The sequence below is a fragment of the Erwinia mallotivora genome (assembly GCF_000590885.1).
Taxonomy (GTDB): Bacteria; Pseudomonadota; Gammaproteobacteria; order Enterobacterales; family Enterobacteriaceae; genus Erwinia; species Erwinia mallotivora.
Genome location: NZ_JFHN01000045.1, coordinates 205,188 through 227,494, shown reverse-complemented (window position 1 = coordinate 227,494; position 22,307 = coordinate 205,188). Strand labels below are relative to the sequence as shown.

Genomic DNA, 22,307 nt, shown 5'->3' with positions numbered 1-22,307 from the left:
GGCTGCGCTGCACCTGCCCGCCCGGATTTCAGCCGGGAGACGTTAAAAAAATGCCTTAATTTTGTCGCCAATCCGCTTATTTAACTGACACACTCTGGCCTGGGTCAGATCCAGAACCAGGGCAATCTCTTTCAGACTTAAATCCTGTTTGTAGTAGAGATTGAGAATAATTTTTTCGCGATCTTCCAGCGATGCAATGGCCATCGCCAGGGTACGCTGCGTTTCTATCTCCTCTTCCAGCCGTCGCCCCTCCAGGGCTATGTCTTTACCTTCTCCTGACAGCAGCAGATCAAAACTCTCCATCGTACCGGCGCTCTCCAGCATCAGATATTGCTGGTAATCGTCACTGCTCATCGCCAGCTGCTGACAAATTTCTTCCGGGGTCGGTTCACGCCCCAGGCTACGCGACATAGCGCGAATGGCATCGTTGGTTTTATGCGTTTTTTGCCGCAGAGTGCGTGGTCGCCAGTCGTGCAGACGGAACTGGTCCAGTACCGCACCGCGAATACGCTGAGCGGCATAGCTGGCAAATTGCTCGTCAGGTACGCCATAGCGTCGCAGTGCCTCCAGCAACCCCATTAGCGCGATCTGTTCAATATCTTCCCGATCAATCATGCTGTTAGCCTGCGGGGCCAGTTGGCGGACGATGCGTCTTACCAGAGGTAGCCATTGCTGCATGTAATGGCTCTCTTCAGCTGGCGTCAGTGCCGACAGCTTATTTAACATTTCCTGATGCGCCATTACATAAAGACCATTTTTGAAAGAGTAAGATCGGTGAAAGGCATCAACACGTTGATAGCATCGAAGTCTGATTGATATCTCTCCATCATCAGCTGGCGCAGCTCCATCATGTTCATGCTGCGCACCTCATCCGGAGAGAGGGAGTTGAATATATCGAGGGTGAACGCTTTGATTTCTGGCAGCAGATTTTCAGTCTGCTGCGCACGCACATCGTCTGAGGTGCTGAGAGCCAGATCGAGTGACAAAGCGTGTTTGCCTGTGCCTTTATCGTCCAGAGACACCCGCAGATTTTTTACTTCAACGTATTGCCATCCATGCTGTTCTTCACGGGTTGAGACGACAGGCGGATTTGCCTCTGATTTGACGGACCTCTGGAGATAGTGGTTACCCATTACCACCAAACCGGCGTTGACGACTGCTCCGGTCACAACCAGAAGCAAAATGAGGAAAAAAGATTTTATTGTCATGAGATAAACCATTGTCAGTATTATGCCGTTACAGCGCCCTGGTATTCAGGATGCAAAGGGCCTCAAATGTTGGCGACTGCTGTCGCTCTCTTTTCTGACGCCACCTGAAGTTGTTTCGTATAGATAATCAGGGGGATTGACCTTATATGCTGGATGACGAAACGAACCGCAATTAATATTGCAACAGCCGTGCCAGTATTAAAAAATCTTAATATTCAGATAATTGGAATTACCGAGGAGGAAGTAACACTTCCGCCAGGCGGAAATATAAGATCATAAAGAGGAAGAAAAGCGTCGGGATATTTATGCTTAACAGAGATAAGGACCACATTGACTGTCGCAGGGTGCCGTACACAGGTTTATCCGGACGGAACGATAACAATGGCGGGTTGAGTCTGTGTGTTCATGCCTGCATGGATACAAGAATTATGATAGCAATGATTATTTTTACTCTGTGGAGCAAAAGTCATCCGCCATTTTTTAAACAGATAAAAAATGAACATCCCTCTGATTATTGATGGCTGTAAAAAATGGAAAACAGCATAAAGCTGAATAAGCCGGGACTTCAGAGCAATAAAATATTACTGCTAAAATGATGGCTGAAATATCAGGCCGGTTTATCAACATAAAAGTCAGTAGCCATTAAAAAAAAGAATATTAAAGATAACCGTGGTAACTTACACCGCTCAAATATTAAAGAGTCGTACAAGCCTGATGAAGAAATTACCACACTGTTATTTTCCTGCTGAAAGGCGGTCTTTAATCCCATGAGTTCACACTGCGTTATCCATCACTGGCTGATTGATATTGCCTCCAGCTCGTTAATTCATCAGCAAACGGGTGAACAACGTCGGCTGGGTGAATACCAGTTCAGGCTGCTGTTGGTGCTGGCACAAAACGCCGGTCAGATCCTCACCCGTGAAGAACTGAACACCCTGGTATGGGAACGCCGGGTGATAGGCAATAACAGTCTGCCCAATGCCATTCACGCCCTGCGTGTGGCGCTGGAAGATGATGGTAAACAACAGCGCATCATTAAAACCATTCCCAGGAAAGGATACATTCTTGAAGCAGAGTTCTGTGAGTTCGGCCTGGATGAGCAGCAAAGCCCTGAGGAGAGGGGCCACGCAGCAGAACCAGACGGCGTTAACGCATCTCTGACCACCCCGTACGCGCTGAGCGCAATACCGCACGCCAGAGAGGAATGGCAGAAAGAATCGCAAAAGGAGAATTTGCGGCTTACGCAACAGCGAGAGGAAAAACGTCAGCGTTTCTGGCGCGGGATGTGCCTGGCGCAGGCGGTGCTGCTGCTACTGGTAATGATTTTTCTGTCACTGACTGGCTCCGAAAAAATCGGTGAACGGCTGAACGAGCAGGACACGGGCCTTTACAGTCAGATAAGAATTTATACCCTCACCCGCGCCAATGATATGCAAATGACTGGCGAAGATATTTCCGGCGCTATCAGCCCCACCCTTACCGCCCTTAACGAGGTGTTAAGCAACCAGCACATGAAGATGCAGGTATTTTATTCCACCACCAGCACCACACTTAAATACACGCTGCTGATAAGCAACACCTGCGATCGGCGTCAGCTGGCGATGAATATCGGCCAGTTTCGCAGTAATACTGCCTTGCTGAATACTCTTATCTATCGGGAAACAGAGCGAAAAATCAATGAAATGGCAAACTGTCTCAGTCAGTCTGATGGCCCTGACGTTAACGATCACCGGCGCGGCGCTGATGATCAATCTGTTCACGCCGGGTCTGCAAAAGGCAGGCCTGTTCAGTGAAAATGTAAATCGCTACCATCTGCAACTGGGCTATTACGATTTATTGTCTAAAAACAGCGAATTGTATAATCCCCGTTTTGCTGTCAGCAATGATGCGGTGGTGATGAAACTGACCAGTCCCGATGACAACCAGCTACAGATTACCCTGCTGATGAACCTGATAAAAACAACGCCTCAGGGAGTGGTCTACAGCTACAAATCGGTGTCGTCTCCGGACAAAAACAGCGATCTGTTGATCGCCAATACGCTGGGCTACCTTGAGCATCAGAACATCCGGTTCAACACGCTTCGCTATCCCGAAGGAAAAGTAACGGTGACCTCGTCAGGGCTGATTATCACGCATAACTAACCGTCTGCAAGGTGGAGACAGCGCTGGGCACGTTGCCGCCGTACCGGCCTCGCAGCATCTCCCCTCTCAGGCATCGGCAATCTGAGACGGTAAAAATTTTTCTTCCGCGTGTTAAGTTTCGACGGGTGCGGCCGCCATGATATTTAAGAGCCGTTTAAACCCAGTAACAGGCAGTTTATTGATGAAAATGTCTACCAGCAATTTAATTCACCGCAGCCGTCCGGTCAGTGCTGTCGCCGCGCGTGCGGTGGAAAGCACCATCACCTCTCCCTCCCTCGCCACAACATCAGGGAGAGAGCTCAGCCTGGTCCGGCAGATCTCAGATGCCATACCGGAGGTGGACAGCGAGAGGGTTCACGCCATGCAGGCCGCGCTCAATAACCATGAGCTGTCGCTGGACAGTCTTCTGCTGGCAAGGGCAATGATGGCGTATTATCGCCGCTAGCTCAGCTCATCGGTACCGAGCGGGACAGAAGCGACGGCGTAAACGCCAGAAATCAGCCAACAACAGATGAAAAGGCCAGTAGCGCTTGCAGTTTTTCGTTCACCGTCAAGCTGTAAAAGCCGAGGGGATTCAGGCGCTGAAATTCAGGTCAAAACCCTGCTCACGCATACTGGCAAGTCGATAACGCAGCGCGCGCGGCGTTATCCCCAGGCAGGCCGCAGTCCGGGATTTATTACCGTGATAACGCTTTAACAGATCGTTGATGTACTGAAACTCCGCCATTTTTCCGCGCCGCTTAATCAGATTTTCGTCAGCGTACGCGGGCTGTTCAGGGCGAACAGCCGGTGGCAGCGGCAACCCGAAGCAATCGCTGTCCAACACGTCGCCTTCGCACATGATCAGACCGCGCTGCACGGCATTTTCCAGTTCGCGGATGTTTCCCGGCCAGTCGTAAGAGAGCAATGTCTGGCGTGCTGAGGGGGTCAGACGGGGAGTTCTGCCGGAAAAACTGCGATATTTTTCAATAAATAACTCGGTCAGTGGCATAATTTCCTGCTTCCTCTCCCGCAGTGGCGTGAGCTGTAGCGGAACCACCGCCAGACGGTAAAACAGATCCTGACGAAAGCGCCCTTCAGCAATTTCTGTGGACAGATCTTTATTGGTGGCGGCAATCAGACGGATATCCAGCGAAACCGGCTGATGGCTGCCTAACCGCTCCACTTTTTTTTCCTGCAATACCCGCAATAATTTCGCCTGAAGCGCCATCGGCATGTCGCCTACTTCATCCAGCAGCAGCGTGCCTCCGTTCGCCTGTTCAAATTTACCAGGCTGACTGGTGACCGCGCCGGTAAATGCGCCTTTTTCATGACCAAATAGCATTGCTTCCAACATATGCTCAGGTATGGCCGCGCAGTTGACGCCAATATAGGGTGAGTCATGGTGAAAAGCATGACGATGAATATATTTTGCCACACACTCTTTTCCCGTCCCGGTTTCGCCGGTTATCAATACCGGCACATTAATTTTCGCCAGGCGGCGGGCCAGAGATAATAAACTCTGGGTAGCTATGGATGCCGCAATAAGTTCAAATCTGTCACAGGCAGATGCGTTTTGATTTATTTCCATTCTGACTTATCTCACAGATTAATGCTTTAACTGATCCAACCCTATAAGGGTGAACCCAGAATAAAAAGCATGAATAAGATAAAAAATCACTAATTTAACCCAAGGGAAAAGTGAAGAGGAAAAATAAACCCCACTCTCTTTTACGATGAAAATCAGTATACCCTTACTGGATTAATCTTATGAGCTTTAATGGAATATTAAAAAATAAACCCTTACTTTTCATATCAGTAGAAATATGCAGCGCGATTTACAGCATTCATTAATAACAAATTAATAATCCTGTACGGATTGCTTACCAGCTGAAACAGCGGTCTAATTGACAACATGACTTCCGCAGTAAAATCCGGTTCCGTTCAGAAAAAGAAAAATATCAACCCATGTCAGACAGAAGTAAAAAAATAACTGCTGGCGTGATGTATGGAATATTAAATGATACCGCATATTGCCTGCTCTGATAATAGTGGCGTACAGATACCCGACGGCTTATAGCCAGTAATCTGAATGTGAGAAAAAGTATCAGTGACAGACGAAACAGAGTGTCGGAACGGCAAAACATTAAGGTGAATCCGATGTCCGTGAAAGGTGAGTCGAGTGAAAAAACCACAGTCAGTAAACTGAAAAAAAACCATGAGCAAGGCGAAACCCCACGCGCGCGCGAAACAGGCCTGGCTGCCGGACTGATTGCGGGGCTGCTGGTGCTGACGACTCTATTCCCCTGGTACCGCAATCTGATCCACAGCTCACTGCTGGCCATGCGACAGCTGGCCGGGCACATCAATGAGAAGGGAACACTGCATCAGTTTATGCGACTTAACATCCTGATCGTGCTGAAAATAACTCTGTCGCTACTGCCTGTCCCGGTGGCAGCCAGGCTGCCAGACCTGATCGCCGCCTGCTGGATTTTTGTCGCCAGACATATCCCGCCCGGTTGCAGGAAACTCAGCCCGCTGGCGGGTGTCGGATACCGTGAACACCGTTTTCAGGTGCTGAAAATGGTGTTCAGGTGCAGCGTGCTGTTGGTGGTGGTCGGTCTTACCCTGCAACAACAACTGCCGCTGCTGGATCTGAAAGACTCTTTTCACGGCGGGACCCTTACCGTCGCCCTCGCACAGTTTGCAGAGATAATGCAGCGTTTTATTATCGTCATTGCGCTGTTTGCCCTGTCTGATGTTTCGTTTCGCCAGTTTCTTTTTCTCAGGCAGATGCGTTTCAGCAAAAGGGATTGATGATGTGGCGCAGGATATCCGCCGCGTGGCCGGGCAGCATCAGAATGACGTGGTTGAATTACTCCTCAGGCCGACATGCTGAGACCCCGGGATAAATCGCTCCCCAATGGCTAACTCTGAAACAGTGCACGCCAGCGATTGATGGTTTCAGGCGGGTTCTTCTGATCCTGTTCGCTGGTGAGATAGTGCATCTGTCCGCCGTTTTCCGGCGTTAACAGGGCAGCCCAGATTTTACCCTCAGCCGTGTACATAATGATCGCCGCCCGACGGCTGGCGTCACCGTTTACCGCCAGGGTGAGCACCGTGGCGTGAAGATTGTCCTGGTCGACGGCATAAGTAACCTTATTCGCCACCCTGATATATTGCTGATAATCCTTACCGGCCAGCTGACGAAAGCGGTCATCGAGCGTTTTGGACGGCAGTATGCCGACAGAAAACAGGGTGGCGGGCGGGCGGGGATCCTGAGTGGCTCGCTGCCAGACCCCATCAATCGCCACGCCCTTTGGCATAATCAGTTTACAGCTGTTGTCATTATCGCTGCTGACGGTGATTTTGCCGTCTGGCTGCGGAATAAAGACCACCGTACAGCTGGCACCCCACCTGATGTTATCGACGAAGCCCACGCCGTAAAACATCTTCACATTACCGCGCAGCGTTGATGTATACGCGCCCCCCCAGACTCTGGCGTCAAAATCAAATGCCCACTGATTAACATTATTCAGGATCAGCCGCCCACCGTTACCGTTGCTCGCCGTGGTGTTCCACCACTCTCCGCTCCAGTCAAAGGTCTGCGGCACGTGATACAACTGCCCGATCCCCTGAAGATAAGCCCAGCGCAGACAGCTGCTGCTGGTGCAGGCATCCCGTGAAATCCGCCATTGCCGCATCGCCGCATTGACCCCTTGCGGATCGCTACTCTGCATAACGTTGCGCCAGGTGTTATTTAACAGCGAATCCAGCCATACCAGTGATGGCGACTGGCAAATGGTGCTTTCAACGACGGTCGAGGCTCTGGCACACTCAATGGCTGTCGCGGGTGAAACAGAGCAAAAAGCGGCGATCAGCAGTAGCGCATTGATAAGCGATTTCATTCATTCCGCCATAAAGTCAATTTCCGGAAGTTGCCAATTATGGTCTGTTTGCGGCATAAAATCCCCCCTGCGGCACGACTGTTATAGTTTTATTTACCCTGACTGTGACTGCTGCACAGAGCGACTTTATGTTTAACTGGGCGCGGTTTATTCAGGAGAGTCACCGTGGGAAACGTTAAAGAAATTCTGTTACGCGAAATTGACATGCTGAATCGGCAGGAACAGCGTGATAACCGACCACGCTTCAGCCTTTCCTTTCTGAAAAATCACCCTGGCCTGTGGGCATCGATGTATATCTGCTATGCGCTGACCGTAGCACTGATTTTCACCACTGAATTCCTCGGCTGGCCAGCCTTCTGGGGGGCAACCTTGTTTGTCCTGCTGATGAGCGGCCTGATGCTGTTGGATGTCAATCCCCGCTACCGCTTTGAAGATATCGACACGCTCGATTTACGCGTCTGTTATAACGGCGAATGGTATTACGTGCGCACGCTGTCGCCGCAGGCCATTGAGGATATTCTCACCAGCAGCGAGGTGCCTGCTGAGGTTAAACAGGGCATCGAAAAACTGTTGCGTCAGAAGGGTGAGGTGGATTTCTACGATGTTTACCACCTGACATGGGGCCAGCAGCGCGCCTCCAGCCTGTGACCGAATCTCCCTGGCGGGATGTCAGTTACCCGCCATCATTTCCCTGATCAGCCTGCCCAGCGTTGCCACCGCAGCGTCCTGTTGCTCACCCCATTCCCACGCCGTATTAAAGCGAAAATAGTTGGCATACTGCTCCCCGGAAGAAAACATTTTTCCGGGCGCAATGCTGATATTGTGTCGGAGCGCGCGGTAATAGAGCTCGGTGGTATTGATCTCTGTCGGCAGTTCAACCCACAGGAAATAGCCGCCCTGCGAATCGTTGATACGTGCGCTGGCTGGCAGGTGCCGCTTCAGGGCATGACGCGCCTGGTTTTTGCGCTGTTCCAGTTGCTGTCGCAAGCGGCGCAGATGGCTGTCATAACTCCGTGTGGAGAGATAGTTTGCCAGCGCCAGCTGCATAGGCGCGCTGGTTGCCAGCGTACTCATCAGTTGCAGACGCTGAATACGCTGCGCATGTCGGCCTGCGGCCACCCAGCCAACCCGGAAACCCGCCACCAGATTTTTGGAAAAAGAGGAGCAGTGCAGCACACCGTCGTGACGGTCAAACGCCTTTGCCGGCAGCGGCTTTTCATGACCAAACCAGAGCTCGCTGTAGACATCGTCTTCAATCAGCATCACCTGATGTTGCGCCAGCAGCGACACCAGTTGCTGCTTTTTCTCTTTGCTCAGGGTACAGCCCACCGGATTCTGCTGATTGCTCATCAGCCAGCAGGCTTTAACCGGCCAGCGGCTCAGGGCGGCGTCAAGTTCCTCAAGGTCGATGCCATGCTGCGGATGGGTGGCGATGGCCACGGCTTTCAGCTTCAGCCGTTCGATCACCTGTAATGCGCCGTAAAAACACGGGTTTTCAATCGCCACCCAGTCACCCGGTTCGGTGACCGCCTGCATACTCAGGTTCAGCGCCTCCATCGCGCCATTAGTGATCACAATTTCATCCGGAGAAACCGCGATACCCTGTAGGGCATAGCGCTGTGCCAGCGTCTTGCGCAGCGCTTCGTTGCCCGGCGGCAGATTGTTCAGCGCATCCGCCGGTTTCAGCGAATGCGACACCGCCGTCAGCGATCGCATCAGCTGGCGTTGCGGAAAAAGCTCGGGATCGGGAAAGGCAGAGCCGAAAGGCTGGATATCCGGCGCACGACAGGCCTGCAATACCTCAAAGATAAACCCATTAATGTCCACGGATTCCGCCAGCTGCACTTTCTGATGGCTGTCAGGCTGGCTGATGAACTCGGCGTGGGGAGCCACAAAATAGCCGGACTGAGGCCGGGACTGAATAAACCCCTGGCTTTCCAGTACCTGATAGGCATGTAACACCGTCATCAGGCTCAACCCGCTTTGCGCTACCTGCTCACGCAGCGAGGGGAGTTTTTCCCCTGGCTGCCAGATTTCGTCCGCAATCTGTTGCCGGAGGCGATCGATTAATTGTTGGTATTTAGCCATAACAGTGAGCAGCTCGTGGATAAGTTCTGGCAACTATTATAACTATGCCATAACAAATCACCCAACATCTGAGGTTCACTGCGGCGTGACTTACAGCGGCTGGAGGCCACTGTAGTGTGCCAGTTCCGGTACTTTCTCTGGCGACACCGGCCGTCCCAGCAGATAGCCCTGCAATGAGTGACATCCCAGCCCGGTCAGAAATGATTGTTGCTCGCTGGTTTCCACGCCTTCAGCCACCACCTTCAGATTCAGCATGCGCGCCAGAGCCACAATGGCGCTGACAATGGTGGCATCTTCATTACGGGATTGCAGTTCGCGGACAAAAGCGCGGTCAATTTTCAGTTCACTGGCAGGCAGACGCTTCAGATATAACAGGCTGGAATACCCGGTGCCAAAGTCGTCGATTGAGGCCTTCACCCCAAGATCGGTGAGTTGCGTCAGGATCCTGACACTCTGATCCGGATCGCGCATTGCCGTGGTTTCCGTGACTTCCAGCGTCAGCAGCTCCGGCGCGATCTGGTTTTCCCGCAGGGCATTAATCACCGTCTCCACCAGACCTGCCTGCTCAAATTGCAGTGCCGAGAGGTTAACCGCCACCGACCACTGCGGATTACCCAGTTGGTGCCAGATACGTAACTGGCGACAGGCTTCGTGGATCACCCAGTTACCGATGCTGACTATCAGTCCGGTTCTTTCCGCCAGCGGCAGAAAAATATCCGGGGAGAGCAGGCCACGCTGTGGATGCTGCCAGCGGATGAGCGCTTCAAAACCCACTATCGGTCCCTGTGGTGCGCAGAATTTTGGCTGATAGTGCAGGCGCAGCTCACCGCGCTGCTGCGCCAGCCACAGGTCGTTAATCAGCTGTATCTGGCTTTGCGCAATGCTGTTCATTGATGGCTGGAAAAAATGATAACCGTTGCGGCCATGATTTTTGGTGTGGTACATCGCCACATCGGCATTAAACATCAGTTCCCGCCCATCCTCTCCATCCCCCGGAAAGAGGACAATGCCGATGCTCAGCGTTACCGACAGCTCAAAACGACAGACGACAAATGGCCGTTCCATCGCCTTCACCAGTGTTGCGGCAAGCTCAGCCGCGTCCTCAGGCTGGTCCCTCTCTACCAGCAGTACAAACTCATCACCACCGAGGCGGGACAGCGTGTACTGCCCGGAAAGCAACGTCTGTATTCTGTCGGTGAAGGCTAACAGCAGGCTGTCGCCAACCTGATGACCAAAGACATCGTTGATCGCCTTGAAGCCATCAAGATCCATATACATCAGGGCAAAAGAGCTGCCGTCATGTTGCGCTTTGCGCAGCGCCTGACTGAGGCGATCTTCCAGTAAGATACGGTTTGGCAGACGGGTCAGACTGTCATGCAACGCAAACTGAGCCAGCTCACGGTTAGCTTCAGCCAGTGAAGAGGCCAGCACCGAGGTTCGCGTTTGCAGGCGGGCATCCAGCGTTGATACCACCAGCGTGATACCCAAAACCGAGAGCGTCACCACCACCACCAGTAAAGCCAGCCAGTGACTGTTGATACTCATCTGCATGGCATGAGAATCCAGCGGGAAGCAGGCAGCCGCCATGCCGCTGTAATGCATCCCGGCAATGGCGATTCCCATGATGGCAGACGCCCCGGCGCGCACTCCCCCGGAACGCTTTCCCTGGCGCAGGGTAAACGTCAGCCAGAGCGCCATGGCGGAAGCGACCAATGCGATGGCGACAGAAACCAGCACCCAGCCCCAGCGCCAGGTAATGTCAGAGGCAAACATCAGCGCCGCCATGCCGGTGTAGTGCATGGCAACCACGCCGCCGCCCATAATCAGGGCGCCTAACAGCAGGCGATACGGCGGCAGGCTGGGATGGCAGACAATCCACAGTGCATAGATCGAGGCCGCGATGGCAACCAGCACGGAGATTATGGTCAGGCGCGGATCATAGCTGATTACCCTCGCCATATTGAGCGCCAGCATCCCAATAAAATGCATCGACCAGATGCCAATTCCCATAGCAAAACCGCCGCCCAGCAGCCACACCCGTGCGGCATTGCCGGTCGAGGTTGTCACCCTGCTGGCCATATCCAACGCGGTGTAAGCGGTCAGGCAGGCAACAAAAACAGAGACAATAACCAGCAAGTGGTCGTAAGAACTCATCAGCATATGTCGATCTCTGGGACTGAAGCCTGCTGGCTGGCACCCTGATAGTTAAATAAAAAGCATCGTAAACCGATCGGTAATCATCACGGTATCGGACAACATGCGGTCAACTTTACCGACATCGTCAGCAGTCGCGGCAAATTATCTCGACAGGCTTCGGTAAGCTGTTTATTACCTTACGATTTACCAGGCTTATCCGGCTGTTTTTTTCTGCCGGAAACCTTACCATCCACACTTTTTTTTGCCCAGCCTCAGCCAGGATAATTCTTAGATATTTTTGCCCGCACAGGTCGCAGCACTAAACGGTGTGTTTCGGCTGATCTCCGGAAGCGGGTTACGCCGATCTGTTGCAGCTAATGGCAGCCCGCAGTCGGGGTGGCAGCGACAGAAAAATTATGATGGGGAAGGAGTAACTGAAGGAGAGATGTGGCTTAGCTACGGGGCCTGAGTTGCTCAGGCAGACACACAGCGATGCCTGCCTGAGCGCCAGCGGTGATGTTAATCAGCCCAGATGGTTACCCCCGGTGACGCCGTGTACCTCGGCGGTGACATAGCTGGATTCCTGCGAGGCCAGATAAACGTAAACCCCGGCCAGCTCGGCTGGCTGCCCGGCACGTTTCAGTGGCGTTTGCTGTCCAAACTCCGGAATTTTATCCTGGGTCTGCCCACCGGCGATCTGAAGTGGCGTCCAGATGGGACCGGGTGCAACACAGTTCACCCGGATACCTTTCTCCGCGACCTGTTTTGCCAGTCCACGGGTGTAGTTAAGGATGGCGGCTTTGGTCGAGGCATAATCCAACAGGTGCGGGCTGGGCTGATAAGCCTGAATGGATGAGGTGGTGATGATGCTGCTGCCTGCCGGTAAATGAGGGATCGCCGCTTTGGTTATCCAGAACAGCGACATGACGTTGGTATCGTACGTCTGGCGAAACTGCTCGGTGGTCAGCTCAGCGATGTCCTCCACCGCAACCTGCTTACCGGCGACCAGCGCCAGAATATCCAGGCCACCCAGCTGTTGACGGGCATCCTCCACCAGGCTGATGCTGAACCTTTCATCGCTGATATCGCCCGGTAGCAGTATTGCCTTACGCCCTGCCTCGCGGATCAGGCTGGCGACCTCCTCCGCATCCTTCTGCTCGTCAGCCAGGTAAGAGAGTGCCACATCGGCCCCTTCTCTGGCGTAGGCAATCGCCACCGCCCGGCCAATACCGGAGTCCGCTCCGGTGACCAGTGCCTTTCGTCCTTCCAGTCGCTGGCTGCCTCGCCAGGTTTTTTCACCGCAATCCGGTACGGGCTGCATTTCGGCCTGAACCCCTGGTGCGCTCTGGCGCTGCTTTGGATAATCGTCGGTGTAGTACTGGTTGAGAGGATTCTGCATTTTGTACTGGTCAGTCATAGGTACTCCTGAGTTTAAGAATCAATGCCACCTGTCATTAAGCCTGGCAGACGGTGACAGCCCGTCCAGTCCGGAAACATATGGATATAAAGATGACGTCGGTGATGAAGTTCAGGTGGCTGAAAACAGAAGAAAAAACCGGCAGACAAAAGTAATCCTCCGCAGAACACAGACAATATGCGAGACGCCTCAGCTACGCTCAGCCGCTCCATCCTGTTAATTTTTTGTTACTAATGTAAAAAACCATACTCTGTTAACGGTGAAGTTCGTCACATTAAATCCCGCCAGCTCAGGCTAGAAAGGAAAAAAACATAAAGGAAGCTGTATGACTGCGTTAACTTCTCCTCCGAAAAAGCCTCAGGGCAATGCCAGAACCATCTTCAACGTGACCAGCGGCAACTTTCTGGAAATGTATGATTTTATGGTGTTTGGTTACTATGCGACCGCCATTTCTAAAACGTTTTTCCCGGGTGATGACCCTTTTGCCTCGCTGATGCTGACGCTGATGACCTTCGGTGCAGGGTTTCTGATGCGCCCGCTGGGGGCCATTATCCTTGGCTCCTATATCGACCATCATGGTCGTCGTAAAGGCTTGTTGCTGACGCTGAGTCTGATGGCGCTGGGCACGCTGACCATTGCGCTGGTGCCTGGTTATCAGACGCTGGGGGCCGCCGCGCCAATCCTTATCCTGCTTGGACGTCTGCTTCAGGGCTTTTCTGCCGGTGTGGAGCTGGGTGGCGTTTCGGTCTATCTGGCGGAAATCGCTCCGAAAAATCGCAAAGGCTTTTTCGTCAGCTGGCAATCCGGCAGCCAGCAGATTGCGGTTATCTTTGCCGCCCTGCTGGGGCTGGGTCTGAACCATCTGCTGGCGAAGGATCAGGTGACCGACTGGGGCTGGCGTATTCCGTTCTTTGTCGGCTGTATGATCGTGCCGTTCCTGTTCTGGATCCGGACCATGCTGGAGGAAACCGAAGCCTTCAGCCAGCGTAAGTCGCATCCCAATATGGGACAGATCCTGCGTTCCGTTGCCAGCAACTGGGCGCTGGTGCTGGCAGGAATGCTGATGGTGGTCACCACGACGGTGATGTTTTATATGATCACCGCCTTCACGCCGACTTTTGGCAAAACGGTGCTGATGATGAGCGATAAACAGAGCTTTTTCGTCACCCTGTGCGTGGGCCTGTCGAACCTTTTCTGGCTGCCAATTATGGGTTCGGTCTCTGACCGCTATGGACGTCGTCCCCTGCTGATTCTGTTTACAGTATTGATGATTGCCACTGCATGGCCGGTACTGCACTGGCTGGTCGGCTCGCCGACCTTTGCTCACCTGCTGGCAGCCGAGCTGTGGCTCTCTTTCCTCTACGCCAGCTATAACGGCGCAATGGTAGTGTATCTGGCAGAAGTGATGCCAGCAGAGGTGCGGGCGACCGGGTTCTCGCTGGCCTACAGCCTGGCGACGGCGCTGTTTGGCGGCTTCACGCCGGCCATTTCCAGTTACCTGATCCACGCCACCGGCGATAAAGCGATGCCGGGCGTGTGGCTGACCTTTGCCGCAGTGTGCGGTCTGGCAGGCACCATGATTATTAAACGCCTGGTTCGTCAGTATCAGGCGAAGCATTCCAGTGCACCAGCGGTGCAGATGTAATGCGCTAAGGGATAGCAACCGGCAGATAAGCCGACGGCTTGAGGGTGGTGACACCCTCTGATCCAGGCACAGGGGAAGTCCGTTATGGACTTCCCCTTTTCACCTCAGCCCAACGCCGCTACGCATCTCCGGTATTCCCCTCTGTCGGGTTTTGCGCTTTATCCTCCAGGGCGGCACGGAATTTAGGCAGGCTTTGAGGATAATTTTGCTGAATAAACTCAATCATCTTCTCGCGCACATAGCAGCGTAAATCCCAGGCGGTGGGTGAGTTTTGCGCGGTCATCAACAGGCGGACCGTCATGGTTTTATCGGTGGTATCACTGACCTGCAATACCTGAGTCTGCCTGTCCCACAGCGCTGTCTCGTTGAGTATTTTTTCGAAATGCTCACGTAAGGGTTGCAGCGGCATGGAGTAATCAACATAGAGAAAAACCGAACCTAAAATCTGGGCGCTGTTGCGCGTCCAGTTCTGAAAAGGGTTTTCGGTAAAATAAGTAATGGGCAGCACCAGACGACGCAGGTCCCAGATGCGCACCACGACATAAGTGAGATTGATTTCCTCAATCCAGCCCCATTCGTTTTCCACCACTACCGCGTCGTCAATCTTGATTGGCTGGGTAAAGGCTATCTGGATGCCGGCAAACAGATTGACCAGCGATTTTTGCAGGGCAAAACCGATGATGATCCCGGCAACGCCGGCTCCGGTCAGAATGGTGGTGCCGTATTTACGCACGCTGGCAAAATTCAGCAAAATCAGTGATACACACAGCACAATCAGGATGACGATGACCACTTTTTTTACATAAATAATCTGCGTGCGGATCTTTCTGGCCCGGAGATTATTGGCGTGGGTAATATCGTAGCGCAGAAATAACATATCCTGAGCAACATTGGTCAGCCGAACTGCAATTGAACAAAAGGATAAAATAATAAATATCGTCAGCAATCTGGAGAGGAATGTCATTGTATCTGCGCTGATAGCAATATAATTAATTCCTGTATTGATTATCAGCAGGGGAATAAAAAGAAACAGCGAACCATGCAGGTTATTTTCCAGCGATTTAAACAGCTTTCTGTCCCGCTTTTGCCAGTAGCGGATAATTTTGAGGATGATAAAGCGGGCGGTGAATCCAAAAACAAGTGCAAAAACAACCAGTACCAGAGCAGGCAACCATGGCGTGGCATTGATAAAATCATTTAACTGCCAGGGCATTTCTGCCTCCTTTTGATTAACATCCCGACCTTCATCAGGCCAGAAAAGTGACTGAAACCATCTTTAATTATGACGGCACGCGCCCGCCAGTGATTACCGACAGCAGCCGTTGCAAAGGAAAAGCGTTGTTGATGCCAGGAGAAAAGTAAAGTATCGCAACGAGTTTACTGCCTTCAGCACTGCAATACGTGCCTGAATCATCGTCTGACAGGCCTCTGCACAGGAGAGGGTTTACGGGCGATACCAGCCAGGGTTTTCAGGGGGAAGAGCGTGTGGGACTTAAGCGGATACACCCGCCTGGCTGAAGAGGCGGGTGTGATGAGATTTTGTGACTTTACGGTGGATGGAGCCGGTGATTCAGCCGACAGAGGCGCGTCGGCCGCCATGTTTTTCAGCAAATTATTTGCCGCTGGTTTCCATGCCCACCAGACCAATTTTCAGATAGCCCGCCTGACGCAGTTTATCCATAACCCCCATCAGCGTTTCATAATCAACTGATTTATCAGCCTGGAAAAAAATGGTGGTGCTTTTATCACCCTGGGTTTCAGCACTCAGCTTCTCCACCAGTGATGCGGCGGTGACAGCATCATTACCAATGAACAGCTGCTTATCGGCTTTGATCGACAGATAAACCGGCTTTTCCGGACGCGGCTGTGGGGCGCTGGTTGAGGCAGGCAGATTAACGCGGACATCCACCGTAGCCAGCGGGGCCGCAACCATAAAGATAATCAGCAGCACCAGCATGACATCGATAAACGGCGTCACGTTGATTTCGTGCATTTCGCCGTTGCTGTCAACATCTTCATTCAATCGCATAGCCATGATGCTTACCCCACCCGCAGTTTCTGCGCGGGATGTGGGCGCTGACTTTCGTTGCTGGCGGCGAGATCAAGATCGCGACTTTGCAGCAGCATGATTTGGGCCGCCACATCACCCAGCATGGCTTTGTAACTGCCAATCATGCGGGCAAAGACGTTATAGATAACCACCGCAGGAATGGCGGCGACCAGACCGATGGCCGTTGCCAGCAGCGCTTCTGCAATGCCCGGCGCAACCACCGCCAGATTGGTGGTCTGGGTCTGGGCAATACCGATAAAGCTGTTCATGATGCCCCATACGGTGCCAAAGAGTCCGACAAAGGGGGCGATGGCACCAATAGTTGCCAGAAAACCGTTACCACGACCGGCATGACGGCTGAAAAAGGCCACGCGACGCTCCATGCGGAAAGCCGTGCGCTCTTTGATACCGTCGTTATCGTCCGAGCCCTGCGACAGCAGTAGCTCATTTTCCGCCTCTTTCAACAACTGGCTGCTCTGGCTGTTGGCACTGAAACTGGCAGCTGTGTCGGCGGCTTCTTCCAGCGAACGGACGTTGTTCAGCGCCTGCTGCTCACGCTTCAGACGGCGTTTAGCTGAAGTCAGTTCGGCACTTTTGCGAAAGAAGATGGCCCAGGTCACAACCGACGCCAGCAGCAGACCAATCATTACCACTTTCACCACGATGTCTGCATGCTGATACATGCCCCAGACGGAAAGATCCGTCTGCATCAAATCATTCGTCACGCTGTCTCTCCAGGGAAAAACGGGAAAAAAAAGCCAGCGCAGATCATACCAAATCAAAAACGAATTGATAGTGGTTATCATTACTATTTGACCAGAGGTTGCCATTTTTTACATTTTCACCGTCCGACAGGGCAGCGCCGGGTCATTTTTTGCTGAATCTTTGTCACTGAGCAGGCTGCCAATTTCCCCTCTTCCGCTGGCGTGTTAACGTTAGCGACATATCACCATTTATTAACTGAGTATCAGCATGAACAGCAGAAAGATTGAAACGGCATTGATTTCCGCCGGACGGCGCAAACGCTACACCCAGGGAGCGGTGAATAGCGTTATACAACGCGCCTCCTCTCTGGTATTTGACAGCGTGGCCGATAAGAAACGTGCCACCGCAGGGCGCGCTGAGGGTGAACTGTTCTATGGCCGTCGCGGTACGCTCACCCATTTCTCCTTAAAGGAAGCGATGACAGAGCTGGAAGGCGGCGCGGGCTGTGTACTTTATCCCTGTGGTGCGGCGGCGGTGGCAAACGCCATTCTCGCCTTCGTTTCCGCCGGTGATAATGTGCTGATGGCCGGTTCAGTGTATGAGCCCACGCAGGATTTTTGCAGTAAGATCCTCAGCAAAATGAATGTTTCCACCACCTGGTTTGATCACTGTAGCGGCGCAGAAATTGCTGAGCTGGTGCAACCCAACACCCGTGTAGTATTTCTCGAATCGCCCGCCTCCATCACCATGGAAGTTCAGGATATCCCCGCCATCGTTAGCGCAGTGCGCAGCAAAGCGCCTGAGGCGGTGATGATTATCGACAATACCTGGGCGGCCGGTATTCTTTTTCCGGCGCTGGCGCTGGGGATTGATATTTCGATTCAGGCGGGAACAAAATATCTTATCGGCCACTCTGACGCGATGATCGGTACTGCCGTCGCCAACTCCCGCTGCTGGGCGCAGCTGCGGGAGAATTCTTATCTGATGGGGCAGATGGTAGATGCCGATACCGCCTATATGGCCAGCCGGGGGCTGAGAACCCTGGCGGTACGACTTCGCCAGCATCAGGAGAGTGGTTTGCAGGTGGCAAACTGGCTGGCGACAAGGCCCGAGGTAGCGGTGGTCAACCATCCGGCGTTAGCGCAGTGTAAAGGTCACAGGTTCTGGAAACGGGACTTCACTGGCAGCAGTGGACTGTTCTCTTTCGTTCTGAAGTCCCGCCTCAGTGACCAGCAGCTGGCCGCTTATCTGGATCATTTTGAGCACTTCAGCATGGCCTATTCCTGGGGAGGGTTTGAGTCGTTGATTCTTGCCAATCAACCAGAGGAACTGGCGGCTATCCGCCCGGCAGGCGGGGTTGATTTTCATGGTACGCTGGTCCGGGTGCATATCGGACTGGAAAATGTTGACGACCTGATTGCCGATCTGGCGGCGGGTTTCGATCGTCTCGCAGACTGCCCGGCCTGAAAAACGCCAGATAAATACGTAATAAAACGTTAATCGCGTCAACGCGCAACGGTCAGAATATGAGTACAATTAGCCGCTCAACGCAGTAAACAGGATACGAAATGGCTGTTTTACACGAGATTGTTCAGGCGCTCTGGCGACAGGATTTTGCCGCTCTGGCCAGTCCGGAAGTCATCTGGATAGTGTATGGAATTATGTTTGTCACGCTGCTGCTGGAAAATGGCCTTCTGCCTGCCGCTTTCCTGCCGGGAGACAGTCTGTTACTGCTGGCTGGCGCGATGATTGCCAGGGGTGCGATGGGCTTTGTCCCGACCATTGCGATCCTGACGCTCGCCGCCAGCCTCGGCTACTGGTTGAGCTATTTGCAGGGCCGCTGGTTGGGTAATACGCCGATAGTGAAAGGCTGGATGCTGCACCTGCCGGTCCATTATCACCAGCGGGCCTGGAATTTGTTTCACCGCCACGGCCTGATGGCGTTGCTGATTGGGCGTTTTCTGGCATTCGTACGTACGCTTCTGCCAACCATGGCCGGAATTTCCGGTCTGAAAAACTCACGTTTTCAGTTTTTTAACTGGCTGAGCGGATTACTGTGGGTCGGTATTCTGGTGACGCTGGGCTATACCATCAGCCATGTGCCCTTTATTAAACGCCATGAAGATCAGGTGATGGCTATCCTGATGATCCTGCCGCTGGTGCTGCTGTTCGCTGGCGTATTCGGTAGCATTATGCTGATGCTGAGACGGCGTAAATCGCTCTGATAGCGCGGCATCCATTGCCGTTATCCTGTCGGTGTCGATACTCCCAGGCGTGCACGGGCAATCTCTTCGCCCGGCGTCACGCCAAAGTAGCGTTTAAACTCACGCGAGAACTGCGAAGCACTTTCATAGCCCACCCGCATAGCCGCCGCGCTGGCTTTCAATCCCTGCTGCAACATCAGCATTCGCGCCTGATGCAGTCGATAGCTTTTCAGGTATTGCAACGGCGAGGTGCTGGTGACGGCCTTAAAATTATGATGAAAAGCCGAAACGCTCATGTTCACCTCTGCGGCTAACAGATCCACACTGAGATTATCCGTGTAATGACGCTCGATACGCCGCACGGCGCGGGCAATCTGACTGAACTGCGTCTGGCGGCTGACCATTGCCATCAGTGCGCCACCGCAAGGCCCTGACAGAACGTGATAAAGGATCTCCCTGACAATCTGCGGTCCAAGAACACGGGCATCGCGCGGGTTGCTGAGCACATCTAACAGGCGCTCGGCCGCGCACAGCATCTCTTCAGTCAGCGGCGATGAGTGGATCCCACGGGTTTGTGGCTGTGGCTGAAAACTGTCGTCGTCGCCAATGTCCACCAGCAAATCCTGAAGTTTAACCGGGTCGACATTCAGCAAAATACCGGCCAGCGGCTCTTCCGGCGTGGCAAAGGTTTCGCACTCCACCGACAGCGGCACGGTCAGCATCAGATATTCCGTGGCGTCATAATGGAAAATATGACTGCCCAGATAGCCCGTTTTTCGCCCCTGAAACAAAATAACTATCCCTGAGCTGTACAATACCGGCGTGCGTCCCCCCGGCTGATTAGCGTATATCAGCCGGATATCCGGTACGGATGCCGTGGCAGGGGTGCCCGCCGTGACCAGATTAACAACCTGCCGGGCCAGCCGGGTACAAAGGGTATGCCTGTCCATCATTTATTCTCAGTCAGAATTTTTGCCGGTTCATGATGGCGAATATTCAGACATAACTCCAGCAGCGTGGAGAAACAGGCAAGATCAGGGCAGGAATGGGCATTGTGCTGCCCGTGGCGCACCCACAGGATGGGGGACCAGAAGATTTCGCAGGTCACCGGCTAAACTCAACTAAACTTAGGATCGTTAAGTCGGCACCCGCCGGCGGCTTTATTCGCTGCATAAGGAGAGATCATGACAGAGCAACCTGTAATTAAACTCCGCGATGGCACTGTGATGCCGCAAATCGGTCTTGGCGTGTGGCAGGCCAGTATTGATGAAGCCCGGCAGGCGGCGCTGAAAGCGCTGGAGGTGGGCTATCGTTCGATTGATACCGCGGCAATCTACAAAAACGAAGAAGGAATCGGTCAGGCGCTACAGGAAACGACGGTGGCGCGTGACGATATTTTTATTACCACCAAACTGTGGAACGACGACCAGCAGAATGTGCCTGAGGCGCTGGAAACCAGCCTGAAGAAACTGCAACTGGAGAGCGTGGATCTCTATCTGATGCACTGGCCCTGCCCGCAGAAAGATCATTTCGTCAGCGCATGGCAGGCGATGATTGAGTTACAAAAACAGGGTCTGGCAAAAAGCATTGGCGTCTGTAATTTCCATGAGGCACACCTGAAGCGTCTGATGGAGGAAACCGGCGTCAGTCCGGTAATCAACCAGGTCGAGCTGCATCCCATGCTACAACAGCGCTCTCTGCATGCCTGGAATGCGCTGCATCAAATTCAGACTGAATCCTGGAGCCCGCTGGCGCAAGGTGGCAAAGGCGTGTTTGATCAGGAAATCATCAAAAAGCTGGCGAGGAAATATGGAAAAACCCCGGCCCAGATTGTTATCCGCTGGCATCTGGACAGCGGGCTGGTGGTGATCCCCAAATCGGTCACTCCCTCACGTATTGCGGAAAACTTTCAGGTCTTTGACTTCCGCCTGGAAAAGCCCGAGGTCAGCGAAATCGCTTCGCTGGACAAAGGCCATCGTCTGGGACCAAATCCTGACGAGCTGAACTGATGCCTGTTATTTTAATCACTTTGCAATAATCTGATATTCCGGACCAGTCTGTTAAAAAAATAGTGGTCCGGAATAATTTCAGCAGCCCGGCTGGTTAACAATAATGCTGTTATTAATATTTGTCGCAATCTATTCTAAACCCTGATTAAACAAGTCGCCATCTCTGAAATATGCCCGACATTAATGAGATAAATTCCACTAATCAGTGGCACGCCCGCCTGTTCAGAGAATATTTCCTGAAAAGGGATAATTCTCATCAACATAGCTGTAAATTAATAAAAAAATAACATCAGATAATGTGAATTTATTAAAATAATAATGGTACTACAGAATAATTTTATAAATGAAAACATGGATATTTTCAGATAAACTTGCATACTGTTATAAAAATGCAGATATCCACTAATCAACTTTAATTACGGATGGTCTTACAATGAAAAAAATCATTTCTTTTATTGTTCTTACTATGTTGAGTGGTTCAGCTCTGGCAGCGCAAATTGTACCGAAAAATGAACTCAAAAATTATACAAAAAAAGAACGTGTTTCCATCGCCAACGTCAGAGGTGGCAAGTCAAAAGCGGTAGATGCGCTGAAAGCTGAGGTGGATAAAAAAGGCGGTGAGTATATGTATATCTCTTCGCTTGGTCGTCCGGGTGATTCAAGCCACTGGCGCGGAACGGCGGTTATTCTGGAAAAGAAAACGGCACAATAATTACCCGACTTATCATCAGCCAGCTGGCGATGATATGACACCAGGCGTGACCATTCCCGGCCATACCACTGATGATATGGCCGTTATTCATCTGGTTTTTTCAC

At 52.5% G+C, this 22,307-nt stretch carries 21 protein-coding genes; 10 read left to right on the top strand and 11 right to left on the bottom strand.

From position 1 onward, the window contains the following. Positions 1–42 precede the first annotated feature (42 nt). On the bottom strand, positions 43–726 hold the full coding sequence (locus tag BG55_RS09855) for a FliA/WhiG family RNA polymerase sigma factor (protein ID WP_034937393.1): 684 nt from the start codon (positions 724–726) through the stop codon (positions 43–45). A 14-nt stretch (positions 727–740) separates the two neighbouring features. Beyond that, positions 741–1,208, bottom strand: a complete 468-nt coding sequence (locus BG55_RS09850) for a flagellar basal body-associated FliL family protein (RefSeq protein ID WP_160170846.1) — start codon at positions 1,206–1,208, stop codon at positions 741–743. 767 nt (positions 1,209–1,975) lie between these two features. On the opposite strand from BG55_RS09850, the gene BG55_RS09845 reads away from it, so the two are divergent. The 3 genes from BG55_RS09845 to BG55_RS09835 all read left to right on the top strand — a co-directional run bounded on the left by BG55_RS09845 (position 1,976) and on the right by BG55_RS09835 (position 3,795). Beyond that, positions 1,976–3,001, top strand: coding sequence for a winged helix-turn-helix domain-containing protein (locus BG55_RS09845; RefSeq protein ID WP_052018776.1), 1,026 nt, complete (start codon positions 1,976–1,978; stop codon positions 2,999–3,001). Further along, positions 2,952–3,350 carry a hypothetical protein gene (locus BG55_RS09840; RefSeq protein ID WP_034937007.1) on the top strand — a complete coding sequence of 133 codons (399 nt, stop codon included), beginning with the start codon at positions 2,952–2,954 and terminating at the stop codon, positions 3,348–3,350. The genes BG55_RS09845 and BG55_RS09840 overlap by 50 nt, the downstream gene beginning before the upstream one ends. Before the next feature lie 181 nt (positions 3,351–3,531). Then, positions 3,532–3,795 (top strand): flagellar biosynthesis anti-sigma factor FlgM, encoded by a 264-nt coding sequence (locus tag BG55_RS09835; RefSeq protein ID WP_034937005.1) that lies wholly within the window; start codon positions 3,532–3,534, stop codon positions 3,793–3,795. Between the two features lie 129 nt (positions 3,796–3,924). Here BG55_RS09835 and BG55_RS09830 read toward each other — a convergent pair whose 3' ends face one another. Next, entirely contained in the window at positions 3,925–4,920 is a 996-nt protein-coding gene (locus tag BG55_RS09830; protein ID WP_034937003.1) for a sigma-54 interaction domain-containing protein, read from the bottom strand. A 569-nt stretch (positions 4,921–5,489) separates the two neighbouring features. On the opposite strand from BG55_RS09830, the gene BG55_RS09825 reads away from it, so the two are divergent. After that, positions 5,490–6,146: an EscU/YscU/HrcU family type III secretion system export apparatus switch protein gene (locus BG55_RS09825; protein WP_034937002.1), complete on the top strand. Its 657-nt coding sequence runs from the start codon at positions 5,490–5,492 to the stop codon at positions 6,144–6,146. 110 nt (positions 6,147–6,256) lie between these two features. Here BG55_RS09825 and BG55_RS09820 read toward each other — a convergent pair whose 3' ends face one another. Further along, positions 6,257–7,237, bottom strand: a complete 981-nt coding sequence (locus BG55_RS09820) for a lysozyme inhibitor LprI family protein (protein ID WP_034937000.1) — start codon at positions 7,235–7,237, stop codon at positions 6,257–6,259. A 165-nt stretch (positions 7,238–7,402) separates the two neighbouring features. Between BG55_RS09820 and BG55_RS09815 the strand changes: the two genes are divergently transcribed. Next, positions 7,403–7,885, top strand: coding sequence for a YlaC family protein (locus BG55_RS09815; protein WP_034936999.1), 483 nt, complete (start codon positions 7,403–7,405; stop codon positions 7,883–7,885). A gap of 21 nt (positions 7,886–7,906) precedes the next feature. On the opposite strand, the gene BG55_RS09810 is transcribed toward BG55_RS09815, so the two are convergent. The 3 genes from BG55_RS09810 to BG55_RS09800 form a co-directional block, all read right to left on the bottom strand. Further along, positions 7,907–9,325, bottom strand: coding sequence for an aminotransferase-like domain-containing protein (locus BG55_RS09810; RefSeq protein WP_034936997.1), 1,419 nt, complete (start codon positions 9,323–9,325; stop codon positions 7,907–7,909). 90 nt (positions 9,326–9,415) lie between these two features. Further along, positions 9,416–11,485: a putative bifunctional diguanylate cyclase/phosphodiesterase gene (locus BG55_RS09805; RefSeq protein WP_034936995.1), complete on the bottom strand. Its 2,070-nt coding sequence runs from the start codon at positions 11,483–11,485 to the stop codon at positions 9,416–9,418. 499 nt (positions 11,486–11,984) lie between these two features. Then, on the bottom strand, positions 11,985–12,878 hold the full coding sequence (locus tag BG55_RS09800; RefSeq protein WP_034936992.1) for an SDR family oxidoreductase: 894 nt from the start codon (positions 12,876–12,878) through the stop codon (positions 11,985–11,987). A gap of 325 nt (positions 12,879–13,203) precedes the next feature. On the opposite strand from BG55_RS09800, the gene tcuC reads away from it, so the two are divergent. Further along, positions 13,204–14,523 (top strand): MFS transporter, encoded by a 1,320-nt coding sequence (gene tcuC, locus BG55_RS09795; RefSeq protein ID WP_034936990.1) that lies wholly within the window; start codon positions 13,204–13,206, stop codon positions 14,521–14,523. A gap of 118 nt (positions 14,524–14,641) precedes the next feature. On the opposite strand, the gene BG55_RS09790 is transcribed toward tcuC, so the two are convergent. From BG55_RS09790 to exbB, 3 genes are all read right to left on the bottom strand, one after another. Then, positions 14,642–15,736 (bottom strand): mechanosensitive ion channel family protein, encoded by a 1,095-nt coding sequence (locus BG55_RS09790; protein ID WP_052018775.1) that lies wholly within the window; start codon positions 15,734–15,736, stop codon positions 14,642–14,644. A 399-nt stretch (positions 15,737–16,135) separates the two neighbouring features. After that, positions 16,136–16,558: a TonB system transport protein ExbD gene (gene exbD / locus BG55_RS09785; protein ID WP_034936987.1), complete on the bottom strand. Its 423-nt coding sequence runs from the start codon at positions 16,556–16,558 to the stop codon at positions 16,136–16,138. A 5-nt stretch (positions 16,559–16,563) separates the two neighbouring features. Beyond that, positions 16,564–17,298, bottom strand: a complete 735-nt coding sequence (gene exbB / locus BG55_RS09780) for a tol-pal system-associated acyl-CoA thioesterase (protein WP_034937387.1) — start codon at positions 17,296–17,298, stop codon at positions 16,564–16,566. A 247-nt stretch (positions 17,299–17,545) separates the two neighbouring features. On the opposite strand from exbB, the gene metC reads away from it, so the two are divergent. Together metC and BG55_RS09770 are read left to right on the top strand one after the other, a co-directional pair. Beyond that, positions 17,546–18,745, top strand: a complete 1,200-nt coding sequence (metC, locus tag BG55_RS09775) for a cystathionine beta-lyase (RefSeq protein WP_034936985.1) — start codon at positions 17,546–17,548, stop codon at positions 18,743–18,745. Between the two features lie 101 nt (positions 18,746–18,846). Beyond that, on the top strand, positions 18,847–19,503 hold the full coding sequence (locus BG55_RS09770; RefSeq protein ID WP_034936983.1) for a DedA family protein: 657 nt from the start codon (positions 18,847–18,849) through the stop codon (positions 19,501–19,503). A gap of 20 nt (positions 19,504–19,523) precedes the next feature. Here BG55_RS09770 and BG55_RS09765 read toward each other — a convergent pair whose 3' ends face one another. Further along, positions 19,524–20,432, bottom strand: coding sequence for an AraC family transcriptional regulator (locus tag BG55_RS09765; RefSeq protein ID WP_034936980.1), 909 nt, complete (start codon positions 20,430–20,432; stop codon positions 19,524–19,526). Positions 20,433–20,666: 234 nt separating this feature from the next. On the opposite strand from BG55_RS09765, the gene dkgA reads away from it, so the two are divergent. Both dkgA and BG55_RS09755 read left to right on the top strand, forming a co-directional pair. Then, entirely contained in the window at positions 20,667–21,491 is an 825-nt protein-coding gene (gene dkgA / locus BG55_RS09760; protein ID WP_034936977.1) for a 2,5-didehydrogluconate reductase DkgA, read from the top strand. A gap of 433 nt (positions 21,492–21,924) precedes the next feature. Continuing rightward, positions 21,925–22,203: a YdgH/BhsA/McbA family protein gene (locus BG55_RS09755; protein WP_034936975.1), complete on the top strand. Its 279-nt coding sequence runs from the start codon at positions 21,925–21,927 to the stop codon at positions 22,201–22,203. Positions 22,204–22,307: the final 104 nt, after the last annotated feature.

Coding starts and splice junctions, on each gene's coding strand:
- BG55_RS09855 (WP_034937393.1), bottom strand. CDS start 726: ATGTTAAATAAGCTGTCGGCACTGACGCCAGCTGAAGAGAGCCATTAC.
- BG55_RS09850 (WP_160170846.1), bottom strand. CDS start 1,208: ATGACAATAAAATCTTTTTTCCTCATTTTGCTTCTGGTTGTGACCGGA.
- BG55_RS09845 (WP_052018776.1), top strand. CDS start 1,976: ATGAGTTCACACTGCGTTATCCATCACTGGCTGATTGATATTGCCTCC.
- BG55_RS09840 (WP_034937007.1), top strand. CDS start 2,952: ATGATCAATCTGTTCACGCCGGGTCTGCAAAAGGCAGGCCTGTTCAGT.
- BG55_RS09835 (WP_034937005.1), top strand. CDS start 3,532: ATGAAAATGTCTACCAGCAATTTAATTCACCGCAGCCGTCCGGTCAGT.
- BG55_RS09830 (WP_034937003.1), bottom strand. CDS start 4,920: ATGGAAATAAATCAAAACGCATCTGCCTGTGACAGATTTGAACTTATT.
- BG55_RS09825 (WP_034937002.1), top strand. CDS start 5,490: ATGTCCGTGAAAGGTGAGTCGAGTGAAAAAACCACAGTCAGTAAACTG.
- BG55_RS09820 (WP_034937000.1), bottom strand. CDS start 7,237: ATGAAATCGCTTATCAATGCGCTACTGCTGATCGCCGCTTTTTGCTCT.
- BG55_RS09810 (WP_034936997.1), bottom strand. CDS start 9,325: ATGGCTAAATACCAACAATTAATCGATCGCCTCCGGCAACAGATTGCG.
- BG55_RS09805 (WP_034936995.1), bottom strand. CDS start 11,485: ATGCTGATGAGTTCTTACGACCACTTGCTGGTTATTGTCTCTGTTTTT.
- BG55_RS09800 (WP_034936992.1), bottom strand. CDS start 12,878: ATGACTGACCAGTACAAAATGCAGAATCCTCTCAACCAGTACTACACC.
- tcuC (WP_034936990.1), top strand. CDS start 13,204: ATGACTGCGTTAACTTCTCCTCCGAAAAAGCCTCAGGGCAATGCCAGA.
- BG55_RS09790 (WP_052018775.1), bottom strand. CDS start 15,736: ATGCCCTGGCAGTTAAATGATTTTATCAATGCCACGCCATGGTTGCCT.
- exbD (WP_034936987.1), bottom strand. CDS start 16,558: ATGGCTATGCGATTGAATGAAGATGTTGACAGCAACGGCGAAATGCAC.
- metC (WP_034936985.1), top strand. CDS start 17,546: ATGAACAGCAGAAAGATTGAAACGGCATTGATTTCCGCCGGACGGCGC.
- BG55_RS09770 (WP_034936983.1), top strand. CDS start 18,847: ATGGCTGTTTTACACGAGATTGTTCAGGCGCTCTGGCGACAGGATTTT.
- BG55_RS09765 (WP_034936980.1), bottom strand. CDS start 20,432: ATGGACAGGCATACCCTTTGTACCCGGCTGGCCCGGCAGGTTGTTAAT.
- dkgA (WP_034936977.1), top strand. CDS start 20,667: ATGACAGAGCAACCTGTAATTAAACTCCGCGATGGCACTGTGATGCCG.
- BG55_RS09755 (WP_034936975.1), top strand. CDS start 21,925: ATGAAAAAAATCATTTCTTTTATTGTTCTTACTATGTTGAGTGGTTCA.